Origin of the sequence: Vibrio sp. YMD68, assembly GCF_029958905.1 — a bacterium.
Lineage (GTDB): Bacteria > Pseudomonadota > Gammaproteobacteria > Enterobacterales > Vibrionaceae > Vibrio.
Genome location: NZ_CP124614.1, coordinates 1,963,674 through 1,979,916, shown reverse-complemented (window position 1 = coordinate 1,979,916; position 16,243 = coordinate 1,963,674). Strand labels below are relative to the sequence as shown.

Below are 16,243 nucleotides of genomic sequence, written 5' to 3'. Positions count from 1 at the left end.
ATACGTATGGCAATTAGCCCTCTGAATTTGAGGGCTTTTTTGTCGTTTCAATGTCTGACACTCCTCAATATTTTGTCCAATATCGCGAGTTTCATTTGTCATTTTTATTTTGATGGATTACGATTGCAAACGTTCCCAATAATAATCAAAGCGAGATGACGATGTTAGAGCCAATCTTAAAATGTTGCGGTGGTACAAGAAACCTTACTCGTGTGCTAGTGGATGGCGAAAAACTTGTTTTTGAAATCAACAACAAAAATCGGTTGGAACTGGATGGTTTAGAATTGTCATGCAGTGATGTTTTGGGTAAAACGCAGGTGTCGTATCGTTCGCCAGCAAGTTTGTCATCTAAAGCTTTACTGAGCATTGGTGAAGATATTCGAAAAAATCAATTGCGCTTATTGAGCGATGTTCAAAAACCGATCCCATGTACCCATCGCCCAGATTGGCACATATCACCTCCGCAAGGGTTGCTTAATGATCCCAATGGCTTCATTTATCATCAAGGTCAGTATCACCTTTTTTACCAGTGGTCGCCTTTTACTTGCACACACAAAGACAAGTACTGGGCACATCTCACAAGCACCGATTTTATCAACTGGGTATGGCAACCTGTGGCATTAACCCCTTCTGATTGGTTTGACTCACATGGTGTATTTTCAGGGCATGCGCTTACTGTTGGGGATGAGTTATGGCTTTATTACACAGGAAACACTCGCATTGGTTCTGAGCGCATTAGGCAAACGACTCAATGCTTGGCCATTTCAACTGACGGCATTCATTTTGATAAGCTGGGCCCGGTCATAGACAAGCCCGCTCCTAATGTGACAGAGCATATGAGAGATCCAAAAGTGCTTCGTGACCATGAGCACGATCATTGGCTCATGTTGCTAGGTGCTCAGCGCCAAGATAGACAGGGCAGGTTAGCCGCTTATACCTCAACAGACTTACGTAACTGGCAATTTGATCGGTTATATGGCGATGAGTTAGGTGATTTTGGGTACATGTGGGAATGCCCTGATATGTTTGAACTTGGTGGTCAGTCATGGGTGATTATTGGCCCCCAAGGTATTGAATCCGAGAGTGATTATCACACTGCTCCTCACCATAATCGAATAGCCAAAACCAACAATCAGAGTACAAAAGGCTTTTTTCTGGACGAGGCTCAAGCGTTAGACCATGGCTTCGATTTTTATGCCCCACAGACACTACTGGCACCAGATGGACGTCGTATCCTATGTGGTTGGATGGGGTTGCCCGATGAGGTCGACCAACCAAGTGAAGGGTGGGTACATCAATTGACTGCGTTAAGACAGCTAACGTTTGAAAATGGACGCTTAAGACAATGGCCAATTGCGGAGCTGAGCATGCTGCACGGGGAGGAACAGCGACTAGAACTCAGTCAAAACGGACTGGATATAGGGACTAAGTCTTTTGATTTATCGTTGACGATGTCATGGGGGCAAACTTTGCATCTCTTCGAGAACGGTAACCAGTACTTCAAAATTGAACTAGACGAGAGCAGTCGTCGACTTTGCCTGGATAGAACTCGAACCTTGATTAGAGAAGGTGACGTTATTCGAGAGTTACCTCTGTCTGGCGATGAGGTTTCATTGCGCATTTTGGCGGATAACTCATCGATAGAGATCTTTGTGAATGAGGGAGAACAGGTATTGTCTTCACGAGTGTTTACGGAGGTCGATGCTACCCATATATCCCTTCATGGTGGGACTGCAATGGCAAGATTCAATTCAATTGGCCGTTCAGCTGCGCCATTTGTGCAAGATTAGGGAAAAAAGGGCATACGGTTAATCGATTGAGAAGCTCAAAGACTGGTCGATAAGTGAGTTGTGCATTTTCACAAACACCAGCACAACTCATACTCTATTCGACCACCAAACTCTCGGTGAGTAAGCTTTAACTAAACAGCTTTAACTAAACAGTTTTAATTAAACAGCTTTGACCAAACAGCTTAGGCTACACAACGGCTACATAACGGAAGTTACGTTAAATGTTCACCAAAGAAGGCTAGGGTGCGCTCCCATGCTAATTCGGCTTCGGTTTCAGCGTAGCGACCTGTTGAATCATTATGGAACCCGTGATTCACTCCTTCATAGATATGAGCGGTATAGTCGGCTTTTATCTCTTTCAGTTCGGACTCGTAGTCGGGCCAGGTAGCATTTACTCGTTTGTCTAAACCCGCAAACTGTATCAACAGTGGACCTTTCACGTTCTTTCTCAGTTCCGGTGCAGCAGGGGTGCCATAAAATGGGACGCCTGCATCAAGCTGTTCGGGCATCACCGCAGCCAACATGTTGACAATATACCCACCAAAGCAGAAGCCGACGGCACCTAACTTACCGCTACTCAGTTCATGTGACTTTATAAAGCTCGCCGCCGCGATAAAGTCCTCCTCGATTTTGGCTTTATCCATGGCCTTTTGCATAGCGCGACCTTCGTCGTCATTTCCTGGGTAACCACCTAAGGGGTGCAACGCATCAGGCGCAAACGCAATGAAGCCTTTTGCTGCTAATCGCCGAGCGACATCTTTAATGTAAGGGTTTAGCCCACGATTTTCATGCACAACGAGTACTACGGGCGCCTTACCTTTCAGTTCTCTTGGCACGACGAGGTAACCTTGTCCTTCACCACTTCCTTTAGGTGAAGGAAACGTTTCATAAGTGGCTTTGATGGATGGGTCGTTGAACGAAACCTGTTCTGCCAATGCGTAATTAGGTATTAAAGCCGAGGTTAATGTTGTCATCGCAAACCCGAGGGCAACTAAGCCAGACAGGCGAGTCATGAACTCCCTGCGGTTGATAAGCCCATGTGCATATTCGTCATACCAATCAAATGCTTCTTGTGGAATGGCTCTGCTATGGTCTTGCTGATCTCTATTCTCTTGAATCATTTTTCTTCCTTGTTGATGTTGGCTGATAAGACAGAAGTCACTATCCGTTTGGTATTCAAAGCTTAGTCAGTATAAAGAGATAAACGCAATTATTTACATTCGTTTACAAATAAAGGGGGGATGAGGAATAATCCGAAACCGTGATTTTTAAGGGAAGGTGAGTAGATAAACTCAGTGAGAAGGAAACGAATCAGGAGAGTATTACTCTGTTTATCGAGCTGAGTTGGATATAAAACGGGAGATTAAAGTCTAGGAAATTAGGTCTACTACTTTTTGTTAGTAGCATCACCCTTTGGTTGTATAACGACCAGTAATTACCTGTTTGACTTATTCTGTAACATAATTTGAGTATTTATTAACAGAATTATGCATTTAGGTGCCTTATGTTTTGACATTGGTTCATAAAAAGTATGTAATCGCGCATCATGATTTTTATCTCAAATTATCATTTTCTTAACAAAACCCTTCGGTTAATAAGGATTTTCAGCCAATGGTTGGTCTAGGCATTCAAAACATTTTCCACTCAAACAAAATTGGTAGTTCAGTTCGTGCGATTCTAAGCAGTAAGCAAAGACGAATGAACAAAAAGCAAAAAATTGAGAAAAATACCGCCACTAAGAAGACCATTGTTTTTGAGGCTATGGAGCCTAGGCTGCTGCTTTCTGCTGACACATTAACCACCGCAGATATTACTGCGCTTCATGATAGCTTGAGAGATCAGTTAGACCAATTTGATGCTTTTTTAGAACAAATCGAAGGTTTGGAAGCGGTTAATAGTGGTTCAATTCAGCTCCCGTTTATTGACCAAGATAGCGACGGTTTCTTTGGTCAACTTGGCAATGTTCTCGATTACAGCAGCATTGTTAGTGATACCGCTGTTGATAAACTAGAAAGCTATGTGATAGATCCAGACACGATTACCGAGGTTAAATATACTGAATTCCTCAATTCGGTTTTTGCTAGTGTTGATGGTAACTCCAATATCACACTCAATAAGGCTGAGAATGGTCTGATTTCGGTCAACTTTGATTTTTCGCTCGTCTCTAATGATGATTTTCAACTTGATTTAAGTAGCTTGGGAGAAGGCATCAAGCTCACTCACGTGCAAGATGCGAATTTGGTAATCGAACACGCTGTTAGCTTTGATTTTGTTTTAAATACTCAAAATAGTGCGAATCATTTCGATGATTTAAGTGTGAACTCTGATATTGGAGTCAGTGCGGAGCTAACGGGCGCATTAATCAAGTTAGGACTGTTTGATTTCAAAATTGGCGAAGGCGCACTCAGCGACTTAAAAGAGCTAGATTACACATTAACTGTTTCTGTAGGGTTAGACGATCCCGCCCAAGAATTGGTTTTTGACCCTGATGCGCCAATTTCAGCACAGGAACTAATAAAAGCGGATTTTGGCTATGCTGAAAATCAGCAGATTGTAGATTTAAAACTCTCTCTAGATAATGACCAACTCGTTAATGGTTTAGATCTTCCTGATGATGCGTCAATCACTGTCACCACGTCAGAAACAAACGAGTTAAGCAATGCTTCCATTGTAATGCACGAACAGTTGTCTGATCTCACACTTTTTGATGCGAACATTCTTTACATCGCATTGGAAAGTTTGGTCGAGCGTATCGACACGATTTTTGACCACGATGCATTTGACCTAGATATTCCATTCTTATCCGATCTTGAGCTGTCGGAGCTGTTTTCCTTAAGAGAATCACTACAAGCGAACTTACTGGATGCCTTTATTCCGGTACTGGATTTGATTGGCTTTGAGGGCGAGAGTTCCAACGAGTACACTTCCACAAGCACCGAACTTCTTGGCGCAGAGATAGAGACTGATGGCAGTGGAACATTGCTACAAGCTATTTCAAGTAACTTTAGTTTTGCTATTACGTTGAGTGATGGAACTCGGGAATTGATCGAATGGTACCCGACAGAAGAAGCACCTGAAATCACAACGATTGATGCTTTAGTGGCGGCACTGCATACCTCTATTCAAAAAAATACCAACTTAAAAGATCGGTTGTCGGTGACTAAAGATAGTAACCGCCTAAAATTCACCGATTCAAGTCAAAAAGTCGATGACGAAAAAGTAATAAAAATATCTGATCCTCAACGTCATCTCGCTGTCGATTCTATTGATGATGTGGTTGTCGCGTTTGCAAAAGCTCTAGGCAATGATGTCGCCAATGCTTCTGGTGAAAACATTAAAGCTTGGGCAGAAAGTCTAAACCTACGTTTTGAAGACAATGCCGTTAAGTTCGATTTGAGTTTTTCGCTGCCGAAAGTGTCAACTGACTACGATTTCAGTGATGGTTTATCACTTGGTGATTTAACCGGTATTTCTTCAGATGGTACGATTAATATTGAAACCAATGCCGTGTTTGATATGACGCTTGGTTTGGATTTAGACCCAATTGGCTCCGGCGCGGGAGATCTTTCTGACACCGCACTCAAAGACCTGAAAATTTGGAGCGAAGGGATAGAAGCAAGTGGCGATGGCGCTGAATTAACTTTTGTTTCCCCATCAGGCGCGTTAATAGAAGTTCAGGTTTCTGGTGACGATACGATTCAAGATGTGATCAGTAATATCAATACTGCGGCTGGTGGCGCTTTCTCTGCCTCGTATGATGCAGAGCTACAGAAAATTGTTATTAGCCAGATTACAAATTCGCTCGATCCCGTTGTTTCTGACGGCCCTATTTCATCAAAGCCTGGTACATTTGGGGATGAATACCAATCGGTAGTCAATCTGAAAGTCGGTGAAGATGGCTCACTACAAGCCACTCAAATGGCGGACAGTTGGTCTTCAAGCAGTGCCTCCACGTTTATGCTGCGTATTGGTAGTTTAACACCAGTGGCAATAACCATAGATGCAAAGGCGGATCGCGACCTCAATGGTTTTATTGATGCATTTAACCAAGCTTTAGATAGCCTCAACCTAGACATCAGTGACCTTGGTCTAAAACAATCAGATTTAGCCGGCTCAGTAAACGCAGCGAGTATTCATTGGGGAGACGTTATTTCCGTCTCTAGAGAGGCAAACTCAAACGAATTTCGTGTGGTATTTACACCAGATAGTATTTTAAAAGTTGAGAGCGAGAAAGACTCTGCCGGTAACTTACTGAGAGTGTTTACCTCATCTTCGGCTAAAGCTTTTGGTTTGTCTTCAATGACGCTGGGTAATGCAGAGTTTTCTGCGTTGCTCAATGGTGATTCCCTAGTGGCTCAAGTGTTAGGGCTTAGTGGTTCTGCAGATGCCAAAGGCAAAATATACAGCGGGGAATTGCATGGTCAAAATCTTGGAGATCGTGTTTTCTTAGAAGACACAGGCTTTTCTGCGGTTGTGACTGCTGAGCTAAATGACGTTGATATTACAGCAAATATCGGAATGCTTGGCGTTGAAGCCGATCTTAACGGTTACTTGTCTTTAGGTTCTAGCATCGTGCTGGCCGATGATGACAATCGAGTTAACCTCAACCAGTTGTTAGAGGCGAGCAACCAAGGAACGTCAGAGTCTTTGGTTTCGGTTGATTTCTTCAGCGGCAAAGAAGGCGGCTTACTTGGCAACCTTGTTATCGATGACGTTGTTGCAGTAGGAGATGTTGAGGTTGCTCTGGGGGAGTTAGGGGTAAATGCTTCGATTGAACTGCCTCAGTGGGAAGATGGGCAATTATCAAATCCAGTTGTTAACTACGATTTCAAAGGGCTAGATAGTATCGGGTCACTTTCATCCATGAGCTATAGCGATATGGTTGAAGGGCTGCAAACCATACTTGCTACCTTGGATAGTCTGTTAGGAGCGGGTTTATACGATACCGCACTGCCGCTGATTGATCTTAGCTTAAAAGATATCTTAGATATTACTGGAGATTTAGCCGAGAAAGTCGACCAAGTGAAAGAGAATCCAGATATGGCTCTGGATCTTGTCGAGGCTGAAATTGAAAAGCTACTCTCGATTCCTTCAGACGCTTTTGATATTCGTTATTCCGCAGACTATCAAGGGTCTGGCCCCGTAATTCTACTTGATCTTGACTATGAGCTAGCGGGTTTCAATCAATCCGTTGCTCTAAATGTAGACTTGCAGGAACTGCTGAAAGGTGTGGATGATCCTGATGTACGTAAGCTACTGGACGGTGTTGGCAGTTTAGTTGGAATTGGCGCAGATGGCGCGTTGGATTTAACACTCACGAGCAGTTTGACGGCGTTAATGGGTATTAAGCTGACTTCATCGACCACGCCTGCGAACGGCAATACGCTGCTGAGTGAACTGAATGATGGACAAGGCTTGCCAACCGATAAAACGGAACAAGCGGATCTTCAATTTACGCTTAAAAGTGGTGAACAGTTACGTTTAGATCTTGATGGGCTTAACTTGTCTACCGCTACACTCGATGTTTTGATCGAGGCGATTAATGCCCTTTCCGATGATTTAGTCGCGAGTTTAGAGAATGGGCAAATTATTCTAACGGATAACAGCGTTGCACAGCCGGCCATTGGCGGGCTCGACGCACTTGGCGAAACGCTTCAGGATATTGCACTACCCAACACCTTTAATTTCGATAATCTTCCCAACAGTTTTGACCCAACCGATGCGATTCAATTCTCTATTAGTGTAAACGACCAACGTATTGAATTGCAGTTAGCCGCAGATCCAGAACGCAGTCTGTCTCAGTGGGTTGAAGATGTGAATCGCGAACTGAATAAAGGGCTATTTAAATACTCTGATGGCACTCAAGGGTCTTCAAACAATGCACACATAATGTGGAGCCAGTTGTTAGAGTTTAGCTTAAGTGAAAATGGTGCACTATCGCTGTCCACTGACGTACAAACTTGGAACAAGTTAGCGTTAGCCAATGGTGCCACTATGACGATAGCGGACATACAAGCTGAAGAGCCTGCGCTGCTCATCGAGGGAGTGTCAAACACAGATATTCTTCATGCGTTGGGTTTAGCCCAGTTAGAAGCCAGCGATAATCAGTGGAGTTCAGAAACCTTAACCGTTGAAAGTACAGGGGATCAGTTCTTCTTAGATACTGCGGAAACAGGATTAAAGATCAATGCTGAGCTTAATGGCACTGATCTTGACTTTAAAACGTATCTCAGCGCGCTCGAAATCGAAGTCAGAGACGGCACAGCCGTGATCTCTGGAGATGATGCCGAAGGTGATAAGGCAAATAATGAAGATTTCAGCGTCGTTGCAGGCGATGGTAACGATCTAGAGTTCAAGTTTGGTATCACTGACGATAAGCCGGATACCGAAGGTGATGAAGATTCGTTGCTCTTTTTTAGTGAGTTTAGTGAAGTAGACACGACCTTTGTCGACACTTCAATCAGTGGTGGAGCGCAAGCCATACTGCCAGTGTATGTTGCTGGAGTGAAAGTAGGTGATGTTGTCATTAATATCAGCGATATTGTTGATGACAATGGAGAGCGTGAAGTTGATATCCAAACGCCTGATTTTGCCTCTATGTTTGCGGAGCTCAATTACCTTAATAACCCTGAAATACTCATCAGCGGTTTAGATACATTTTTTGCATCCCTAGATAAAATTTTAACCGATAGCGTGTTTGGTTTTGAGATACCGGTTATTGGTAGTGCATTAGAAGGGGCAGGGGATTTCATCTCTAATCTGCGTAATGCTATTGTCCCTGCACTTTGGCAAGAGTTAGAAGAATTTAAACTCAACTATCCTGGTATACCGCCAACCACTTCAACGCTGATCGCGAACGTGTTACAGGAACAATTTAGCGCGTTGGGTTGGAACGCAACAGTAACGGGTAATGACAATGTTGACTCAAAGTCAGTCGACTTTACGATTGATTTTGATTACGAGCTGTTCAATACCGATATTGATTTAGATGCTGACCTTGGCTTCCCAGGATTAGGTTTAAGTGTTGAAGATGGCACTATTGGTGTGAGTGCGATTGCCAGCATGGCTTTGGGCTTTGGCTTTAGCATCGAAAATGGCTTCTACCTTCACGATGTTAGAGAAGTTAATGGTGTACTAGTAGACCACAATGAGCTTGAGCTGAAAATTGTGGCTGATTTTTCTGATATGCCAGAGCTATCGGCAAGCTTGGGTATTCTTCAAGCATCGATATCAAACAACAAATCAGCGGATGTTCAGACATCACTGACCGGCACCATCGGTATCGATCTTAACGACGGTAACGACGATGGCATGATGACCTTTGATGAAATGAAAGGTCAGAAACATATGGTAGAGGTACTGGCTCAATTTGAGACTGTGCTTAACCTTATGCTTGATGCTGGGTTTGAAGATAATTTGCCAGTGAGTTTGCCAGCCATAAGTACCAATTTATTCTTTGACCATACTTATACAAAAGTCCTCTATGGTGAAGCACGTGAAGTAATGACGGTTGAGGCGTTCGAACTACGTGATATTACTTTAGATGTGGGTGAGTTCTTAGAAGGATTCTTAAAACCAATTATTGGCTTTGTCGATGATGCGCTCGATCCAATTCGTCCAGTTCTCGATTTTATTACCTCACCAGTTCCAGGCATATCCGATATTTTGGGTCGTACTTCGCTATTAGATATCGGTAAAATGACGTCTGGAGCAAACCCAAGCTTTGATAGTGCGGTCAAGTTTATTGATATGGTTGACAAAGTTAACACGCTCATTGTTCTGTTAGAAGACAAGACAGATCTGACGATCAACTTTGGTACTTATGACTTTGGCTCAGATACGGATCCGTTTGCGGGTGGAATGAGCGAACATGAGTTTGATTTAGCCAATCTGACGGGTGGCGATTTTAACGCTAACGATCCATACGGAAGCCTTTCTAAAGAGAATCCGGCTCTAGCTGGTGCTCTTTCAGGCAGTGAATCAAGCAGTTCAGACAGTAAATATGGTCTTTCACTTCCCATATTGACCGATCCTATGATGGCGCTGAGACTTCTTTCTGGTGATACCAGCAACATCGATTTGTTCTTGTGGCACTTTCCATCTTTTGCTCTTTCTTTCGAGAAAACCATAGGAGCCAAGGTTCCTGGTGTACCCAAGGTTGGGTTGAGTGCTGATGTTGAATTTAGCGTTGATCTCGGTTTTGATTTGGCCTTTGGTTACGATACCAGTGGCTTTACCAAAATGATCGAAAGCGGTAATTCTAAATATATCCTTGATGGATTTTACATTGCGGATTATGAGAACGGCAGAGAAAAGCCAGAAGCATGGTTTAACGCAACCATTGCATTGGATGCCAACGTTAACCTATTCCTGTTCAAAGCTGGCGTTGAAGGATACTTAAGCGCTGATTTTAGCGCTGATTTAACCGACCCAAATGAAGACGGCAAAATTCGCGCCTCTGAATTTATCCAACTTATCACTGAAACGCCAGAGTACCTCTTTGAAATAGATGGAAAAATATCGGCAGGAATAGATGTCTATTTTGATGTCTACTTTAACTATCTGGTCGGTAAGAAAAAAATTGGTGGTGACTCTTGGGCCATTCTTCCTAAACAAACCTTAATCGACTTTAGTCATAATTATGAGCCTGAGCTTTCTCTAGGGAATGTCGACGGTGGAAAGCTCACCTTAAATATGGGTGATTATGCGGGCGATCGAACCGTTGGTGAGCTTATCGATGGAAATGAAGAGTTCCGTATCGTTCAATCTGGTAACGATATTCTGGTTTATTCTGAGTTTTATAAAGATGGCGATAAAGCACAACGTTTTTCCAATGTTGATCAAATCGTCATCAAATCTGGTGCTGGTAACGATGTATTGAACTTTGAAGGATTCAGTGGCGGTGTATCCATTGATATTGATACAGGTAGTGGCGATGACAAGGTTTTCTTCAATACGACGAACGCTTTTTCTGCCGCAATGGTCACAAGATCCTCATCGTCTAATGTGACGATTCAAGGTGGTATTGGTAATGACCAAATCGTTGTAGGTAACGGTAATTTCGTTATTTATGGCGGTGAAGGGAATGACACAATAACCATTACTGGAAGTGGTAATAATACCGTTTATGGTGAGGCTGGCGATGATGTCATTTCAACGGGGACCGGAAATGACACTATTTATGGTGGTCGAGGTGCCGATAGATTAACCACTACAGGCGGTAACAACACGTTATATGGTGATTCTGGTGATGACATTATTATCGCAGGTATTGGGTCTGACACGATTTACGGTGGTATGGGTGATGATCGTATTCTCGCGGATGGCGGAACGATTGATCTTAACTCCATGGTATCTGACAAAACTTCCGGTGGAGCAGACACAATTAAAGGTGGTGACGGTGATGACCTCATTATCGCTGGAGCGGGCAAGGACACAATCTTCGGCGAGCAAGGTAATGACACCATCGTTGCTGATCTTGGCGAAATTGGCTTTGGTGCGTCGAATATCACCTTTGCAGAAGCAACGGGGAACGTAGGTGGCGATGACGACATCGATGGCGGTTTTGGACAAGATATTGTTCTAGGCGGTGCAGGCTCAGATACCATTAAAGGTGGAGGCGGGCTTGATGTACTAATTGGTGATAATGGTTACGTAGATGGTGCGGATGGCGGAAAAACACTGGGTGAGTTTATCGCGCAAGCGAGTCAATTCACGGGCAGTGTATCCAATACTAGCGACAACATAATAGGTGGTGCTGGTCGCGATATTATTTTAGGCGGAGCCGGTGCAGATACTCTAAATGGCGGCGAAGGCAGCGATGTCATTTTAGGTGACCACGGTGAAGTGATACGTCAAACGACATTCAGTGCCGCTTATACTTCGATCAAATCAGTGCATAGCAACCAAGATGGCGACGATATTATTATTGCTGCTGGTGGCAGTAACACTGTGATTGGCGGTTCCGGTTCGGACACCATCACTGCCTCTCCTCAGCAAGGTGTCGTCGGTAATAATATTCTTGTTGGAGATCATGCCAATATTCAACCTGCAGGTACGACCGTCGGTATTAATCCAGCTCCAGATATTGTATCAACATACGTTGAGAAGGGCGGGAATGACATCATTAAAGGTGAATCGGCTATCGATATTATTATTGGTGGTGCAGGAAATGATGTACTTGAATCCGGTGCAGGAAATGACCTAATAATTGGTGATGTAGGTTCTGTAACTCGCGATGAGACCTTATATGTCCTTGAAGCCAGCTCACTTAATACAATAATTACAGGCAATGACAACATCACAGCTTCTGCGGGTCACAATCTTGTCATTGGCGGCTTAGGTGACGACGAGGTTACAACTGGCAACGGTCAAGATGTGGTTATTGGTGATTTAGGAGTAATTACCGGAGCAACTGTTGATCGTAACGGTGTTAAATTTTCCTCGAAAGAATCTTCGTTTGGTGGTGACGACACAATCAATACGGGCAGTGGCTCAGATGTGGTTATCGCTGGGAACGGTGATGATGTTATACAGACTGGATCAGGCACAGATATCGTTCTTGGTGATAACGGTGACGTCATCGGAGAAGCCCAGTTCACTTATGACAAAGATTTAGATGCACAGATAGTAGAGAGTTGGCACTTTGTTGAGGTGAATTCTGGCGCCGACAGCGATGAAGTTCACGGTGGTAATGACACTATCGATGTTGGTGCCGATAACGATATTGTCATCGCCGGTACGGGTGATGATGAAATCATCGGCGGCTCCGGTCACGATGTCTTACTGGGTGACCTAGGTATTGTGGTCCCAGCCAACGGACAAACCGCCGATGTGATTGCGCGTAACGCAAGCAACGGTGGCAAAGACACCATTCACGGTGATGATGGCAACGATGTGATCGCCGGTGGCGGTGATAACGATGTGATAACTGGTGGCAACGACCAAGACCTTATTTTAGGTGACAACGGTCAAGTCAGTCGCACGCAGGAAAGTACCGGCTGGCAACTCGTGAGCATTGAAAGCACCGAAGAGTCACAAGGTGGCAACGATGTCATCAATGCAGGCAGCGGTAACGATGTGGTGATCGCTGGTACGGGTGATGATGAAATCATTGGCGGCTCCGGTCACGATGTTTTACTGGGTGACCTAGGTATTGTGGTCCCAGCCAACGGACAAACCGCCGATGTGAGTGCGCGTAACGCAAGCAACGGTGGCAAAGACACCATTCACGGTGATGATGGCAACGATGTGATCGCCGGTGGCGGTGATAACGATGTGATAACTGGTGGCAACGACCAAGACCTGATTTTAGGTGACAACGGTCAAGTCAGTCGCACGCAGGAAAGTACCGGCTGGCAACTCGTGAGCATTGAAAGCACCGAAGAGTCACAAGGTGGCAACGATGTCATCAATGCAGGCAGCGGTAACGATGTGGTGATCGCTGGTACGGGTGATGATGAAATCATTGGCGGCTCCGGTCACGATGTTTTACTGGGTGACCTAGGTATTGTGGTCCCAGCCAACGGACAAACCGCCGATGTGATTGCGCGTAACGCGAGCAATGGCGGTAAAGACACCATTCACGGTTTTGATGGCAACGATGTGATCGCCGGTGGTGGCGATAACGATGTGATCACCGGTGGCAACGATCACGACCTGATTTTAGGTGACAACGGTCAAGTGACTCGCACGACTCAAAGTTCAGGCTGGCAACTCGTGAGCATTGAAAGCACCGAAGAGTCTCAAGGTGGCAACGATGTGATTAACGCGGGCAGCGGTAATGATGTGGTGATCGCCGGTACGGGTGATGATGGAATCATTGGTGGCTCCGGTCACGATGTCTTACTGGGTGACCTAGGTATTGTGGTTCCAGCCAACGGACAAACCGCCGATGTGATTGCGCGTAACGCGAGCAATGGTGGTAAAGACACGATTCACGGTGATGATGGCAACGATGTGATCGCCGGTGGCGGTAATAACGATGTGATCACTGGCGGAAATGATCACGACCTGATTTTAGGTGACAACGGTCAAGTGACTCGCACGACTCAAAGTACCGGCTGGCAACTCGTGAGCATTGAAAGCACTGAAGAGTCACAAGGTGGCAACGATGTGATTAACGCGGGCAGCGGTAACGATGTGGTGATAGCGGGCACGGGTGATGATGAAATCATCGGCGGCTCCGGTCACGATGTCTTACTGGGTGACCTAGGTATTGTGGTCCCAGCCAACGGACAAACCGCCGATGTGATTGCGCGTAACGCGAGCAATGGCGGTAAAGACACGATTCACGGTTTTGATGGCAACGATGTGATCGCCGGTGGTGGCGATAACGATGTGATAACTGGCGGAAATGATCACGACCTGATTTTAGGTGACAACGGTCAAGTGACTCGCACGACTCAAAGTTCAGGCTGGCAACTCGTGAGCATTGAAAGCACCGAAGAGTCTCAAGGTGGCAACGATGTGATTAACGCGGGCAGCGGTAATGATGTTGTGATCGCCGGTACGGGTGATGATGGAATCATTGGTGGCTCCGGTCACGATGTCTTACTGGGCGACCTAGGTATTGTGGTTCCAGCCAACGGACAAACCGACGATGTGATTGCGCGTAACGCGAGCAATGGTGGTAAAGACACGATTCACGGTGATGATGGCAACGATGTGATCGCCGGTGGCGGTGATAACGATGTGATAACTGGCGGAAATGATCACGACCTGATTTTAGGTGACAACGGTCAAGTGACTCGCACGACTCAAAGTTCAGGCTGGCAATTAGTAAGCATTGAAAGCACCGAAGAGTCGCAAGGTGGCAACGATGTGATTACAGCGGGTCGTGGTGATGACATAGTAATTGGTGGAGTCGGGTCAGATAATATTCAAGGTAATCAGGGTATTGATGTGTTGCTGGGTGATTTAGGCATAGTCTTCCCAGCTAATGGTTCACGAGCTGATGTCATTTCCCGTGAAGCCGAACTGGGTGCAGACGACACGATTTCTGGAGGTGATGGACATGACGTTATCATTGGCAGTGGTGGTCAGGATGATCTAGACGGTGATGCTGGCAATGACGTGATCCTTGGCGACAGCGGTTATGTGATTCGTAACCAAGCTCAACAAGCGTTGAAGATTGTGACCACTCAGGTTGATATCGGCGACAATGATAAGATTTTGGCTGGTGAGGGAGATGACTTTGTCTTTGGCGGCCAAGGTGATGACGTAATAACCGGGGAGCAAGGGCGAGACATCATGATGGGTGATGCAGGTTATCAAATTAATGATGATAATTGGGTCGCTCGTGAAATGATTTCTACCGACTTCAGCATTGGTGGCGATGACCGAATCTTTGGTAATCAAGGTGAAGATTTCGCTATTGGCGGCATTGGTAATGACTATTTAACAGGTGATCAAGGGCGAGATACCCTCATTGGTGATCAGGGCACATTCAAGTGGCTGAGTAATGGACACAGAGATTCAGCAAAAACGATTGCTCAGGTAAACGTGAACGGTGAATTTAACGATGAGCTTTATGGTGGTGAAGGCAACGACAACTTATTTGGCGGCCGTGTTAACGATAAGCTATACGGTGGTATCGGCAGTGACATCTTAGTTGGTGATGAAGGCAACATTTTCTTTAAAAACGATAAAGAGTACATTGCGCAGTCCAAAGAGTCCTTTACTGGAGGCGCTGACACCATGCACTTAGGCACTTGGGAAGGCAATGCTGAAGGTGTTGACCTCTCTCCCGATTTCTTACTTGGCGGTGAACAACCAAACTTCAATTTTGCTGACGCTCTTTTAGATATGATCTTGCATGAAAATGCGCATGTTGAAGTCAATCCAGACCGAATCGGTGAGTGGGACGAACCTCCGTTCCTTGGTGACCCTGTCGCGACAACGACAGACGACTTCTTCTCTTTATCCGGTGAAATGGACCTGTTAATAGACGAGTTAGAAAACCGCGAATCAATCAGCACGCAGTTTAACGAGCCAGAGAGTTCTCGAAATGCTTTGAACCGAGATATGGGTGCTGATGTTCGTGGTATGAACAATTCTGCAAAACCCAATAATGTCATCGTGCTAGGTGAGACAGGAAATGAAGAGGTTGCTGCTCTCACAGAAACAGAGAATGAGAATAATCCTGTTGCTACGACAAATGCACTGACTTCAGCGCAATCGTCCCCAGCACCTTCAAACAAAGGGCAAGCAAATAACGGTTCAGATTCAAATCAAAGCACGGCACCAGCGCCAAATGATGCCAAATCATCGCAACCTAATTCACCTTCTGAAGCAAGTAATGACGAAGAGGCTGAATTAGAAGACCAAGTGGGTAATCTACTGTTTTTCGATGCGCAGTTAGGCCTCTGGATTAAAGCACAACCTGAATCCGATGTTCGTATTCAGGATAATCAACATAAAGTAAGAATCATCTAACAAGTAGTAAGGATCAA

3 protein-coding genes are annotated in these 16,243 nt (G+C 45.0%); 2 read left to right on the top strand and 1 reads right to left on the bottom strand.

Features of this window, described 5'->3' with window-relative positions:
- Positions 1–161: 161 nt before the first annotated feature.
- Complete coding sequence (locus tag QF117_RS14965) at positions 162–1,790, top strand: glycoside hydrolase family 32 protein (RefSeq protein WP_282386511.1); 1,629 nt, start codon at positions 162–164, stop codon at positions 1,788–1,790.
- Between the two features lie 212 nt (positions 1,791–2,002).
- Here QF117_RS14965 and QF117_RS14960 read toward each other — a convergent pair whose 3' ends face one another.
- Positions 2,003–2,911, bottom strand: a complete 909-nt coding sequence (locus QF117_RS14960; protein WP_282386509.1) for a dienelactone hydrolase family protein — start codon at positions 2,909–2,911, stop codon at positions 2,003–2,005.
- Positions 2,912–3,401: 490 nt separating this feature from the next.
- Between QF117_RS14960 and QF117_RS14955 the strand changes: the two genes are divergently transcribed.
- Positions 3,402–16,226, top strand: coding sequence for an LEPR-XLL domain-containing protein (locus tag QF117_RS14955; protein ID WP_282386507.1), 12,825 nt, complete (start codon positions 3,402–3,404; stop codon positions 16,224–16,226).
- Positions 16,227–16,243: the final 17 nt, after the last annotated feature.

Coding starts and splice junctions, on each gene's coding strand:
- QF117_RS14965 (WP_282386511.1), top strand. CDS start 162: ATGTTAGAGCCAATCTTAAAATGTTGCGGTGGTACAAGAAACCTTACT.
- QF117_RS14960 (WP_282386509.1), bottom strand. CDS start 2,911: ATGATTCAAGAGAATAGAGATCAGCAAGACCATAGCAGAGCCATTCCA.
- QF117_RS14955 (WP_282386507.1), top strand. CDS start 3,402: ATGGTTGGTCTAGGCATTCAAAACATTTTCCACTCAAACAAAATTGGT.